Annotated in this window: 13 protein-coding genes; 6 read left to right on the top strand and 7 right to left on the bottom strand. The window is 47.9% G+C overall.

Annotation, left to right across the window (positions count from 1 at the left end):
- Positions 1–29: 29 nt before the first annotated feature.
- The 5 genes from WB308_RS07640 to WB308_RS07620 form a co-directional block, all read right to left on the bottom strand.
- Positions 30–863: a hypothetical protein gene (locus WB308_RS07640; RefSeq protein WP_424190568.1), complete on the bottom strand. Its 834-nt coding sequence runs from the start codon at positions 861–863 to the stop codon at positions 30–32.
- A 78-nt stretch (positions 864–941) separates the two neighbouring features.
- Complete coding sequence (locus tag WB308_RS07635) at positions 942–1,700, bottom strand: DnaJ domain-containing protein (protein WP_424190566.1); 759 nt, start codon at positions 1,698–1,700, stop codon at positions 942–944.
- Positions 1,701–1,745: 45 nt separating this feature from the next.
- Positions 1,746–2,510, bottom strand: coding sequence for a transglutaminase domain-containing protein (locus WB308_RS07630; RefSeq protein ID WP_424190564.1), 765 nt, complete (start codon positions 2,508–2,510; stop codon positions 1,746–1,748).
- On the bottom strand, positions 2,495–2,755 hold the full coding sequence (locus WB308_RS07625; RefSeq protein ID WP_424190562.1) for a GIY-YIG nuclease family protein: 261 nt from the start codon (positions 2,753–2,755) through the stop codon (positions 2,495–2,497). Before WB308_RS07625 ends, WB308_RS07630 begins: the two co-directional genes overlap by 16 nt.
- An 11-nt stretch (positions 2,756–2,766) precedes the next feature.
- Positions 2,767–3,135, bottom strand: a complete 369-nt coding sequence (locus WB308_RS07620; RefSeq protein ID WP_424190560.1) for a hypothetical protein — start codon at positions 3,133–3,135, stop codon at positions 2,767–2,769.
- Between the two features lie 194 nt (positions 3,136–3,329).
- Between WB308_RS07620 and WB308_RS07615 the strand changes: the two genes are divergently transcribed.
- The 6 genes from WB308_RS07615 to WB308_RS07590 all read left to right on the top strand — a co-directional run bounded on the left by WB308_RS07615 (position 3,330) and on the right by WB308_RS07590 (position 8,512).
- Positions 3,330–4,613, top strand: coding sequence for a TolC family protein (locus WB308_RS07615; protein ID WP_424190558.1), 1,284 nt, complete (start codon positions 3,330–3,332; stop codon positions 4,611–4,613).
- Positions 4,594–5,538 carry an efflux RND transporter periplasmic adaptor subunit gene (locus WB308_RS07610; protein WP_424190556.1) on the top strand — a complete coding sequence of 315 codons (945 nt, stop codon included), beginning with the start codon at positions 4,594–4,596 and terminating at the stop codon, positions 5,536–5,538. Before WB308_RS07615 ends, WB308_RS07610 begins: the two co-directional genes overlap by 20 nt.
- Entirely contained in the window at positions 5,535–6,668 is a 1,134-nt protein-coding gene (locus WB308_RS07605; RefSeq protein WP_424190554.1) for an ABC transporter permease, read from the top strand. Before WB308_RS07610 ends, WB308_RS07605 begins: the two co-directional genes overlap by 4 nt.
- Positions 6,669–7,361 carry an ABC transporter ATP-binding protein gene (locus WB308_RS07600; RefSeq protein ID WP_424190552.1) on the top strand — a complete coding sequence of 231 codons (693 nt, stop codon included), beginning with the start codon at positions 6,669–6,671 and terminating at the stop codon, positions 7,359–7,361.
- A 123-nt stretch (positions 7,362–7,484) separates the two neighbouring features.
- The gene (locus tag WB308_RS07595; RefSeq protein ID WP_424190550.1) at positions 7,485–8,111 is read left to right on the top strand and encodes a hypothetical protein; all 627 of its coding nucleotides are present in this window, start codon (positions 7,485–7,487) and stop codon (positions 8,109–8,111) included.
- A complete protein-coding gene (locus tag WB308_RS07590; protein WP_424190548.1) occupies positions 8,108–8,512 on the top strand; it encodes a c-type cytochrome in 405 nt (134 codons plus the stop codon). The genes WB308_RS07595 and WB308_RS07590 overlap by 4 nt, the downstream gene beginning before the upstream one ends.
- Here the strand turns inward: WB308_RS07590 and WB308_RS07585 are convergent.
- Both WB308_RS07585 and WB308_RS07580 read right to left on the bottom strand, forming a co-directional pair.
- On the bottom strand, positions 8,509–10,530 hold the full coding sequence (locus tag WB308_RS07585) for a molybdopterin oxidoreductase family protein (protein WP_424190546.1): 2,022 nt from the start codon (positions 10,528–10,530) through the stop codon (positions 8,509–8,511). The two genes, WB308_RS07590 and WB308_RS07585, sit on opposite strands and share 4 nt — an antisense overlap.
- Positions 10,527–12,156, bottom strand: a 1,630-nt coding sequence (locus WB308_RS07580; RefSeq protein ID WP_424190544.1) for a nitrite/sulfite reductase, incomplete at its 5' end; no start/stop codon positions are given. The genes WB308_RS07580 and WB308_RS07585, both read right to left, overlap by 4 nt.

Below are 12,156 nucleotides of genomic sequence, written 5' to 3'. Positions count from 1 at the left end.
ACGGTATTATAGTAAAACTTTATAAAGATTTATTTGGATTCTTTGAGAGTTTTTTCAGCACTCATAATCAGTTCTTGAATCGACTCTTTCTCTTTTTGTACCGCTGTAGCCAAACGAAGCGTATAAGGGATCTTTTGCTGCAGTTTCTGGGTAATAAACCGTGTGCTTTCCGGAGTATCAATGAGATAGGCAAGTAAAAAAGTTTGTTTTCCCCATCGCACCAGCATATCGCTTTGACGAATATTATTTTTGATATTGAGGGCGAAATCACGTAAAATAGCTTGGGCATCACTTCCCGAAGCGATGAGCTCGATGATCGTCAGAGCAACAAATTTTTGGTTAAACATGGCGGCATCGTAAAAACTTTTCGAGGTATGCATAAAATATTCTTTTTCGTAAGCACCGCTCTCTTTGTCGATACTGGCATCATTTTCGATCAGAATCCGTTTGATAAGGTCTTGTGAAATGTCGCGGAAGGTGAGAATCGTATAGTCTGCTGCAGGAGACTCAACGATGACGGAAAATGCATACGGTTCGATCCGCCAGTTTAGCATGCTGACAACCTGCTCATTTTCGGGGAGTTCCATCAAAGAGGTTGTCCATTCGTCGATATTATCGGCTTTCCCGGCATGAAAATAACTGTCATGAGGAACGAAACGGTTGAGGAGAGAGCCGAATTCGCGTAAAAAACCTTTGGCGGAATCGACATTTGCAAAATCGAGAAAAGCTTTGTTGAAAAGGACCGGAACGTGGTTGTGCATCAGAACGATCAAATCTTTTTGGGTATTGATTGCTGAGAGAAAAAGTTTGCTGCATACACTGCCCTCGTCCATTACAGTGGAGCCTTCTATTGATGTTTCCATATATCACCTTTCAACTGTGTAGTGTAATGATATCACACTCGGAAACGATTAGGAAAAAATCGGTGTGCAAAAAAGAGTCTAAATGCCTCGTGATTTTTTAATCATCTCATAGGCGGCATTGATATTCTGTACTTTTTCGGTCGCCTCTTTGAGATACTCATCCGAAGCTCCCTGAGATTTGATAATATCGGGGTGATATTCGCGTACCAGTGCACGGTAAGCTTTTTTCACTTCATCATTAGTCGCTTCGGCTGTAATTCCCAACAGGGTATAGGCTTGATCGATGGAACTCTCTTTGACACTGTTGCGGTGGTAGGAACCGAAACGCTCCATCATCGTTTTTAGTTCCTGCTCACTGAACCCTAGATGATAGGCTATTCGGTGAAGCATCTCCTCTTCGCTCTGAGAGAGGGTTCCGTCAATGTAGGTGAGATTTACGAGAAACTCGACCATTTTTTGGCGTTTATGGATATCTTTTTCCAAAGCTTTGTAGAGTGCTTGGGCTACGAGATCGAGATTATGGGGTGCATTTTTCTCTTCATCAAAAATCTCTTTAAGCATTTTTTTGGTTGCTTCAGGATTAGGGAAAAGGGCGCTGATATCGGCGAACATGTTACTTACGAGTTCTGCTTCGAGCTCATCTACCCGACCGTCCGCTTTGGCCACTTTTGCCGCCAGGGCTACGAACAGACCCAGCTCACTGTGGGCGAGGGCGTCTTTGGTGAGTTTAAATCCGGCAAACTGATTTTTGGTATAGGTGTGCTGATTTTTTGAGAAGCTTCGGGAAAGCCAGTAAAAGAGGGCGATTACGAGAACGAGAATAAGTATTTGGGTCATGGTGATCCTTTAGAAAAATAAAGTGAAAGTGTAGCTTTAAACCGGTTAACTTATCCCAAATGAGACGTTTTCCAATTCCACCGCTTCATCCTTTTGAATATCGTAGATTCCTTTGAAGTTGTGGGGGAATTGGCCGTTGAACTCTCCAATTTTGGCTCCGGTGGAGGTGGTTTCGGCGTAATAAAAATCTTTCTCCTCTATCCGGAGTCTGGCACTGAGAAAGGGGAGGTCGCCGGTATCGTTCATATGAACGACGACGAAAACATGGTGTGGTACGTACACAAAGCGGTATTCCAATCCGCGTTCATTCAGCAAAGAGGCAAAGAGATTGGATTTGTCATCGCAGTCACCCCAGTTGCTCTCAACCACTTTTACAGCGTTGCGACTGGTGTAATCGGTACGGTAGGGGATATGGGTGACGTAGTCGAACAGTTTTTGGACCTCGCATCCCTGATCGTTACGGCACTGTGATGTCAGTTCTTTCGCGAGATGATTAAGCTCCCCCTCGTGTGCAAGATTGGTTTTAATCACCATGCCGCTCAGTTCAATCACGCCGCGCTCATATAGGCTCACCATCTGGGGGGAGTTGTGGGGGATATAAGGGCGTAAATCACGTGTTTCGATCCACGTTACCGACATTCCCGCATACGTAAAGACCCCGACAACGGAGCCGACCATGAGGAGGCTCATGAAACTTGCTTTGGATTTTTGAACAGGGTGTTCATGCTGGCGGGCGGCTGATTTGAGGATTTCACGGTACACCAAAACCGCTACTACACCAAGGAGAGAAATTTTTATCCAGAGATCCATAATCTCTCTTTTTGCAATCGGGTCATTTTTTTAATGGCGATTTCCCGTTTGAGCGCCGCACTTTTGTTCGTGCAGGTTTCGTGATAGACCAAGGTTACCGGACGGCGATAACGGGTATATTTGGCCCCCTTGTCGGTTGTATTGTGATCCAAGATCCTTTTTTCCAGATTATTGGTGATTCCGGTATAAAGGGTCGTGTCACGGCACCTTAGGATATAGACACTGTACGAAATATCAGATACCATGGAATCGTTATTTATAGGGTAATTTTTAAGGCATCCAGGAGTGTTTTTTTGGAGCCTTCCGGATCACCGAAATAGCTGTTTTTAACATCGTCTTCTAAAATAGCGAGATCATCAAACAGTTCTGCATCGTCTTTGTGGGGAAAGTAGCGAGAGACTTCTTTTCCTAACGCTTCCGTATAACTCTCATCGAGATCTTCGGAGTCTAACAATCCGATCCGTTTGCAATGCTGTATGGTTGACAGAGCGCGGAGATTGTAAAGCATATCGAGACGGTTGTCATCCGATTCTTGATAAATGAGGGTATTAAGGGTATCAATTTCATGTTTGTAAAGTTCGGTCGATTCTTTGATTTGCTGCAATTTTTCAGGGGAAAAGGTCATGGATTTCTCTTTAAAATAGGATTATTGTTTATAGAATCCAAATTGTACACGTAATTGACGTCACTTCAGATTAATAGGATTAAAAAGTAGCATTAAAATTAACAGGATGTTAACACCATCTCCCTTTTTAGGGCTCTAATATCTATTGCTACTTAAATAGAGTAATATATTTTTTTACACGATGTAGGGTTATGATGAAAAAAATAAAAATGTTGTTATGGTTAGGGGCTACGAGTGCACTAGCGGGGACGCTCAGTGTTGATGATGCTATCCGAAAAACACTCCTCTCCCATCCTGAGAATCAGGTGGCGCTTATGCGGTACCAAAGTGCCGTGAGTGATTCAAAAAGTCTCCAATCTTCGCTTCACCCCCGAATCGATGCGACGGTGGGCTATTATCCGACGAAAACGTTTGTGATGCCAACCAATAGTGCCTTTTCTACCCGCCAGAGCGATGCCTTTCATGCCGATCTCACGGGAAGCTATACGTTGTGGGATGCCGGAAGGGCAAACGACAGGTACACCGCATCGCTGCATAAAAACAATGAAGCGGATTTCAATCGGCACGTTGCCGAAAATGCCCTGATTGAGCAAGTACGACTCTATTATTACACACTGGCCTATTTGGACTCGCGAAAGGGGACGGCAGAACAGTCGGTCCGCTTTTATCAAGCACAGTATGAGCGCTCTATCAGTATGCGAAAAAACGGATTAAAAACCGAAGCGGACGAATCGCGTTTCAAAGCATCATTGATGGAGGCGAAAGACGCCCTCTCAGCGATCCGTGCCGAAACCGATAAAACGGCTCTGGCCTTGACGCTGTTGATCGGGGAACAGGTTGAAGGGGAGATTTTGAAAGAGGAACTGGACCGTCGCTGTGATACCATTGTACGGGTTGAGACGCCTGAAACACTGCGCCAAAAACTCGCTGCCAAAAACCCGCAGCTGCATGCTCTCCAAGCCTCCATCGATCATGCCAAAACACTCTGTGAAGTTGCCGGCAAGGAGCGCTATGGGAATGTAGCGCTTGTCGGTTCTTATGGGTATGACAACTCCCTCTCTTCCTATGACAGCTCTTTGGTCGGTGTCGTCGGAACTGTACCGTTGTATGAGGGGGGGAAGATTTCGGCGGAAGCGCAAAAAAGTCGTATTTCCCTTTCCTTGGCACAAAAAGAGTACGAGAGTACGGAGCGTATTTTGTACGCGGAGCTGTATGGTGCGTACAGCGATCTGAAACGTTCCGATGAAGCCATTGCCGCACAGCAGAGCATTATCGATGCGGCACATAAAACGCTGTTGTTGATGGAAGGGCGATACGCTCAGGGCCTTGCAACGTATATCGATGTTCTGGAAGCGCAAAGTGTCGTTGAAAACGGCCATATCGGGCTCTCTGAAGCCAAATTTCAAAAAATACGTGCGTGGGCGCACATGGAAAAAATGTTGAATCAAGGATGTGAGAATGATGTTTGCAAAAATTAAGCCGTATCTGATCGGTGGGGTGATTATCCTGGTCGTGGGGGGAGTTGTCTATAAAAAAGCGGTGATCTCTAAGAGTGTTCCCGCTGAACCGCTTCAGCAGACCCCCAAAACACTCGAAAGCATCAGCGGTGTCGGAACACTCGAAGCCAAAGAGGTGGTGATCCTCGCCCCCAAAACCACGGCAAAGATTCAAGCACTGTATGCCGATGAGGGGGACGCAGTGACACGCGGTCAGGTTCTGGCGAAAATGGACGTTGCTGAACTGAATGCCAATGTCCGAGAAAGCGCCGCCCTTATTTCCAAAAGCCGTGCACAGCTCTCCTCACAGAGGGCCGTTATCGATGATCTGAAAGCCAAATCCGATTTGGCCGATGCGACGCTGGAACGTTATACCGCTTTGCTTAAAGGGGGATTTGTGACCCAAGCCGAATTTGATGCGGCCCACGCATCTGCGCGCAGTGCCAAAGCGCAATGGAAGAGTGCGAAAGAAAACCTTCTCCTTTTTACCCATGACATTGAAAAATCCGAAGCGGTAGCGGCGGCGCAGCAGGAGAAAATCGAGGATCTGACGCTGCGCTCGCCGTTTGAGGGGATCGTCCTCTCCCGAAATGCGGAAGCGGGGAGTACGGTGGGAGCGGGTAATGCCGTATTTCGTCTCGCCGATCTCAAAACAGTGTGGGCAAAAATCTATGTAGATGAGGCGCAAAGCGGAGCATTAAAAGTGGGGCAGCGAGCGGCGGTTACCCTCAGATCCCAAAGTAAAACAACATTTGAAGGGGAGGTTGTCCGGATTGGTGTCGAGAGTGATCGGATCACGGAAGAGAGGATTGTCTATATTCAATTACGTACTCTGCCCGAAACGCTCCACATCGGAGAGCAGGTAGAAGCCCGTATTTCGACCTCTCAAAGCGGCTTGGGCAAATGATCAACCTCGCACAGCGTGACATTGCCCATTCTCTGGGAAAATTCGTCACCACCGCTTTTGGGGTGGGGATGCTGATCGGGGTGGTGCTGATCATGATCGGTGTCTATCGGGGGATGGCCCATGATGCGATGATCGTCCCCAATGACATTGCTCCTGATTTGTGGGTTGTCCAAAAAGATACATTGGGCCCCTTTGCCGAAAACTCCCGTCTCCATGAAGACCTCAAATACGCTCTTCGCGGATTCACCGGAGTCAAAGAGGTCTATCCGCTGACCTTTCAGAGCATTCAAATCCTCCAAGGGATCAAACCGATCCGTGTCTATGCCATGGGGCATGAAGCTGGAGGTGCGTTTACCCCTTACCGATTGAGTGAAGGGAGAGCGATAGCCATACCCCATCAAGAGATAATTGTCGATACGAAAACCAAGTTCAATCTCGGCGATCGCATTCATCTGGGGCGCAACACCTATACGGTTGTGGGGCGGACTCATAAATCGGTCTCTTCCGGCGGCGACCCGATGATCTATCTTGATTTGGATGAAGCCCAAGAGCTGCAATTTTTATTTAGTAATGAACAAATCCGAAACGATAGGATGCGCGGAGGCAGCCCCTCAACCTCCACGGCCAACGCTTTTGCCCTCCAGCTCGATGAGGGGTATGCCACTCAGAGCGTTGCCAAAGAGATCGGACGATGGAAACATCAGCAGGTTTATACCGCGCAGGAGCAGGAGGAGATTCTGACGAAAAATCTGATCGAGCGTTCCGCAAAGCAGATCGGTATGTTTACCGTCATTTTACTCATTGTCTCTTCGGTGATTATCTCGCTGATTATCTACACCATGACGATCGGAAAAATGAAAGAGATCGCTATTTTAAAACTGATCGGGGCATCAAATTTTACGATCACGAAAATGATCGGACAGCAATCGCTGTTATTGGGGCTATTGGCGTTTGTTGGGGGGAATATCTTTGCTCATGTCAGCGCCGATTATTTTCCGAAAACGATCATTCTGATACCGACCGATGCGATGAAACTTTTTGTGGTTGTGGTCGTTGTCAGCATAGTGGCATCGTTATCGGGGATTCGTACCGCATTGCGCATTGATCCGGCCAGTGCGATAGGGGGGTAAATGAGAGATCCGGTGATAAAATTAGAGGGGATTCATAAAACCTATGGGAGCGGCGAGAGTGCCGTTAGCGCCATTAAAGAGGCGAGCTTTGAAATCTATTCGGGGGAGACGGTGGCGCTGCTGGGCCCCAGCGGTTCGGGAAAAACGACACTGATTACGATGATCGGCTGTATCACCGAACCCAGTGGCGGAAAACTCCATTTAAACGGTCAACTGGTTTATGAGGGAACATGGCAGGTCAAGGATACACGCAAATTACGCCGCGAACGTATCGGATTTATTTTCCAATCGCATAACCTGATCCCTTTTTTGAATGTGCGGGAAAATGTGACTCTGGTTCCGCAAATGAACGGGGTAAGTAGTGCGGAAGCGAATACTCAGGCTCAAGCGCTGTTGGAATATCTGGGGGTGGGGGATAAGATGGAAAAATTCCCTTCAGAACTTTCCGGCGGGCAGAGTCAACGGGTGGCAATCGCACGCTCTCTGGCTAATAATCCTAAAATCATCCTCGCGGACGAGCCGACAGCGGCGTTGGATGCGGAACGTGCATTATCGGTTATGCAGCTCTTGCGCAGCTTGGCACATGAGCAAGAGGTGGCTATTGTCGTGGTGACCCATGATGAACGGATGCTTCCTCTGTTTGATCGAATTTTGAGGGTAGAAGACGGGTATGTTAGGGAAGAAAAATTTTAATAAAAAAAGAGGCATCGATAATAAAAAAAGCCTTTAATCTTGATTTATATCAATTCGTATTCGCCAAACGGACTTTATAATCTCGCTATCTTAGTAGACGGCAATATAAGGAGCTTTACGCTTATGTCCTCACCTATTTTTTTTAATAACGTTCCCACGATCACACTCTATGATCCTTTAGCCGAAGTACTCGGTGCCGCGTCGGACGGGATATTTCACTATACCTACACCGATGTGGTCAAATTGGCAGGGCACTCCTGTCCTACGGTAGCCGGAGCGTATTTGATGGTATGCAAAGGATTGGGTCTCCTCTACGGTGAAGCTTTTCCCCTCCGGGGCGAGATCCGTGTTACGATCAAAGGGAATTTAGGGGATGGGGTTGTCGGGGTAATCGCCAATGTCGCTTCTATGATCACCGGAGCAACCGAAAAGAGCGGATTTCACGGGTTAGGGGGACGATTTGATCGACGCAATCTCCTCTTTTTTGACTCTGATATGACCGCAGATATGGCGTTGGAACGTCTGGATAGCGGTGAGAAAGTGATGTTGACGTATGATCCCGGTATTATTCCCAGCGATGCCCGAATGGCTGCATGGCTTAAAATGACCCTCTCCGGGGAAGCCGATTCCCAGGTGCGCGAATGGTTTCGATCGGCATGGCAAGAGAGGGTGAAAAATATTCTCATCGATTTTCGCGAAGATTTTCGTTTGATACAATACCGGTTTGAAAACAACGGAGTCAATAAATGAATAAAATTTTAATGTTATTGGTCGGTGCATGTGGGCTGTACGGAGCTGAGGGATATAGTGTCTACCAAAAACACTGCATGCAGTGCCATGTCGAAATGATGGAGAAAAAAGAGGTGGTTCGAATGCTTCACACCCTCAAAGCCCCTCCGATGATCGAAGTTTCCAATCGGCTCAAAGAGAATATCATCATCGCTGATGATGACGACGATGTCAAACGTCGCGTTACCATCGCATTTATCAAAGATTACATCGATAACCCGAGTGTCCAATACAGCATGTGTCACCCGATGGCAATCGAAAAATTCGGCATCATGCCCTCCCAAAAAGGGAAACTGAATGAAGAGGAAAAACAAGCGGTCGCCGAATGGATCATCGACCGGTATAAAGGGGTGAAATTTTAATCGTTTTGAGATGTAATCTTTACCCGTGCGGATTTCAGTGCACTCTGAAATGAAAAAGGGTCATTGAACACGGGGATGAGAGTATTGATAGGAACTTTGGGATATCCAAAGGGGGCAAAGAGGTGGTTCGGTGCTAAGGTTCCAAATCGAATCGGAAGTTCAAGCGACCCGAGATGGTTCGAGAGAATCACAGGCTCCCCTTCCTTTATCCCTAGTTTTTGCGCTTCAACTTCATTGATCAAAAGATAAGGCTCTTCTTCATCTTTTAAGAGTTCCGGAACGTTTCCGGTCCGGGTCATGGTGTGCCACTGTTTTTTGGTACGTCCCGTGATGAGGACAAATTCATCCTCGTTTGATTGTGGAGCGGAAGAGAGTATGGGATGAAACTGCGCCCTGCGAGAGCGTGTGGAAAAGAGCTCATCAGAGTAGAGTCGTTCCCCTCCCCACTGATAGGAGAGGGTCTCATACTCCTGCGTGCTTTGATCGCATGATCGTTTCTCGGTTAATTTTTTATACTCATCGTAAATCTCTGCCGTATCGGTAAAATCAAACCCTGAAAATCCTAATGCTTTAGCTACGGAACAGACGATTTCAGAGTCGCTTTTAGCACCGTGCGGGGCCGGTTTAAAACTCCTTACACGTTTGATAAAACGCTCGGAATTGGTCATGTTTCCCTCTTTTTCTCCCCATGCAGTGCTCGGGAGAACAAGGTTCGCTAGAGCGGCCGTTTCGCTCAGTACACAGTCCTGGACGACTAAAAAAAGATCGTTTTGCAAAAGGGCAGAGCGGGTTTTAGAAATATCGGGGAGCGTCAAAAGCGGATTGGTGCAGGCTACCCATAGAAAGCGTAATTCATCTCGAATAATTGCCTCGATAGCATCGGTTATGGTCATTCCTACTTCCGAAGAGATTGTATCCGAAGAGAGATTCCAATGGTGCTCACATACTTCACGATCCTGAGGGTTGCGGACATCGCGGTAACCGGGGAGGCCGTTAGAGAGATAACCGACTTCACGTCCCCCCATGGCATTAGGCTGACCGGTGAGAGAGAACGGGAGCCCTTTTTGGGCGTTGACCCGACCCGTAGCCAAAAAGAGGTTGATAAATCCGAGATTGCGCATCACCCCATCCACCGCTTGGTTCAATCCCTGACACCATAAGCCCACAATTTTTTTATCCGATACAAAGAGATCCACTAACATATCAGTATCTTTGATAGATAGCCCGCACGATTGAACAGCTTCCGGATAGGGTATCGCTTGAGCGGCATCGATGGCTTTAGCAAACCCATCGCAGGAACGGGAAATAAAATCGCTATCACATCCGCCAAGCGTATGAATTTTGGCTAAAAGGGCATTGTAGAGCATTGTATCGCTTCCGCTACGAAGTCCAAGCCACAGATCGGCTTTTTCGGCGGTTTCGGTACGGATCGGATCGATAACGATGATTTGGGTTTCGGGATGGGATTTTTTACGTGCCATGATACGGCGGTGGAGGATCGGGTGTGCCCACGCGGGATTGGAACCGGTGATGAGGATGACGTCGGCATCGTCGATATCGGCGTAATTGCCGATGGCTCCGTCGCTTCCGAACGCCATCTTGTGAGCGACGACGGCACTTGCCATACACAATCGTGAATTCGCATCCACGTTGTTCGTTCCCAAATACCCTTTGATCAGTTTTGTAAAGAGATAGCTCTCCTCAGTGAGGAGCTGTCCTGAGAGGTAAAAATAGAGGGCTTCAGGGGGAAGTGATTTAATCTTATCGGCTAAAACGCAGATCGCCTCCTCCCACGATATTTCGCGGAATGGGTCGGTTTTACAGGATCGGTACAGCGGAGTAGTGAGACGGTTAGCATCGAGAGCTTTTGCCATCTGAATCGGTTTGAAACACAAATCTCCGTGAGTAGAGGGGTTAGTTTTATCTCCCTTGACCTTATAGCCTTTATCGGTACACTCGACGTTTAAGCCGCATCCTGTCCCGCAAAACGGGCACCCTGTAGCGATCACATCACTCATCGGTGTATCCGATCAAAGCTATGGACATCAGGGTTAGACTCATGGGTCATCGCAACGTTATGGCGTACGATCTCGGCTATCTCGCTGATCTCATAGAAATCGCGCAGACGTTTGATAAACTGCTCTAAACTTTCATCACCGATCCGGCTATCGCGATAGAGTTTCATCAACTCCGCCACGTAGTGGGGTGCCTCTTCGAGAGTGATCCCTTTTAGAAAGAGTTTCGCCTCTTCATCATTGTGGCTGAGACTGCCGCCGAGGAAGATATCGACCCCAAGGGTCGTTTTCCCATCACGAGGAACTTTACACCCCACAAATCCCAAATCTCCCGCACCGTGGATGCCGCACCCTTTGATACACGCGGACCAGTAGAGGCGTACTTTTGCATTCTCAATCGGAACATGTTGGCTTAAAAACTCGCTCATAATGATCGCATCGGGTTTTCCGGGGATAACGCCAAATGGGCAGTGCTCGCTTCCGGCACAGGCGATGAGGTTTGCCATATAGGGCGATGGTCGGTTGGGGTATTGGTGAAAGAGGGGTGAGTCCAGAGCGGTGACTTCATCATGAATCCCAGTAAGGATAAGGTTTTGCTCGATGGTGAGGCGGATGGCTCCGTTTTGGGATTCGGCGATTCGGGCGGCTTCCATCAAATCGCTTCCGCTAAACACTCCACTAGGGACAGCGGCATAGAGGGCGAGTGTTCCGTCTTTGAGCGCAACGCGGCCATAGTGATCTCCCCCCTCGGCATCACACAGGGTTGTCCCCGCTTGAGGCATGTCGTGTCCCAGCGATTCGATAATGGCACGTCGAAACTCCTCCATTCCAACCGCTTCGATGAGAAATTTAAGGCGATTTTTATTTCGATTATCCCGAAAACCGTAGGTTTTAAAGAGGGACGCAACGGCGACGAATACTGCTTTTGCCTGTGCGGGGAGGACGAACATATCGGCACTTTGGGCGAGATGTCCGACACGTCCTCCGAGGTAGAGATTAAACCCGTATTCTCCCTCTTTCTGGGCGAGGGCGAGGGCGAAGTCTTGACCGAAAATGTTACAGCGGTTTGAGAGTGAGCCGTTGATGCCGATGTTGAATTTACGAGGGAGTGTAGTGATCCATTCGTCGTTTTTTAAAAATACCTCTTGAATCTCTTGGAGGAGTGTGTGGCATGTGATAATGTTATCTTCGGCTAATCCATCGAGAGGATCGAGGAGGATGTTACGGAAATTATCGACCCCCGTCTGATAGCTGGTAAGTCCGACACTCTCCAAAAGAGAAAGGGCTTCAGGGAGATCTTCGATGCTAACATAACGCAATTCGATCTGTTGACGGGTAGTGAGATCGATGTAGTCCCGTCCGAAACGTTGTGCAACATCTGCTAATACCGATGCTTGGTGAGATGTGAGGACACCGCCGGCGATCCGCACACGGATCATAAACCGCTCAGGGGTAGCAGGACGATCGAACACACCGAAGCTTTTGAGGAGAAAATCTTTATCTTCGTCGGTGATCGACGCATACCCTGTTTTGGAATACCCGATCAGTCGTTCCCACGCTTCACGAGCACTAAAAGCATCCTTGATCGATTCGGTTTTGTGCCGTTTGACACTCCGCTCAGTATTAGCC

It is taken from the genome of Sulfuricurvum sp., from assembly GCF_049587615.1.
Classification (GTDB): Bacteria; Campylobacterota; Campylobacteria; order Campylobacterales; family Sulfurimonadaceae; genus Sulfuricurvum.
Note: the sequence above shows the minus strand (reverse complement) of the source record. Positions and strands in the feature narration are given on the sequence as shown.

Bases quoted from the DNA above. Each gene is read 5' to 3' on its own strand.
- WB308_RS07640 (WP_424190568.1), bottom strand. From the start codon at position 863: ATGGAAACATCAATAGAAGGCTCCACTGTAATGGACGAGGGCAGTGTA.
- WB308_RS07635 (WP_424190566.1), bottom strand. From the start codon at position 1,700: ATGACCCAAATACTTATTCTCGTTCTCGTAATCGCCCTCTTTTACTGG.
- WB308_RS07630 (WP_424190564.1), bottom strand. From the start codon at position 2,510: ATGGATCTCTGGATAAAAATTTCTCTCCTTGGTGTAGTAGCGGTTTTG.
- WB308_RS07625 (WP_424190562.1), bottom strand. From the start codon at position 2,755: ATGGTATCTGATATTTCGTACAGTGTCTATATCCTAAGGTGCCGTGAC.
- WB308_RS07620 (WP_424190560.1), bottom strand. From the start codon at position 3,135: ATGACCTTTTCCCCTGAAAAATTGCAGCAAATCAAAGAATCGACCGAA.
- WB308_RS07615 (WP_424190558.1), top strand. From the start codon at position 3,330: ATGAAAAAAATAAAAATGTTGTTATGGTTAGGGGCTACGAGTGCACTA.
- WB308_RS07610 (WP_424190556.1), top strand. From the start codon at position 4,594: ATGATGTTTGCAAAAATTAAGCCGTATCTGATCGGTGGGGTGATTATC.
- WB308_RS07605 (WP_424190554.1), top strand. From the start codon at position 5,535: ATGATCAACCTCGCACAGCGTGACATTGCCCATTCTCTGGGAAAATTC.
- WB308_RS07600 (WP_424190552.1), top strand. From the start codon at position 6,669: ATGAGAGATCCGGTGATAAAATTAGAGGGGATTCATAAAACCTATGGG.
- WB308_RS07595 (WP_424190550.1), top strand. From the start codon at position 7,485: ATGTCCTCACCTATTTTTTTTAATAACGTTCCCACGATCACACTCTAT.
- WB308_RS07590 (WP_424190548.1), top strand. From the start codon at position 8,108: ATGAATAAAATTTTAATGTTATTGGTCGGTGCATGTGGGCTGTACGGA.
- WB308_RS07585 (WP_424190546.1), bottom strand. From the start codon at position 10,530: ATGAGTGATGTGATCGCTACAGGGTGCCCGTTTTGCGGGACAGGATGC.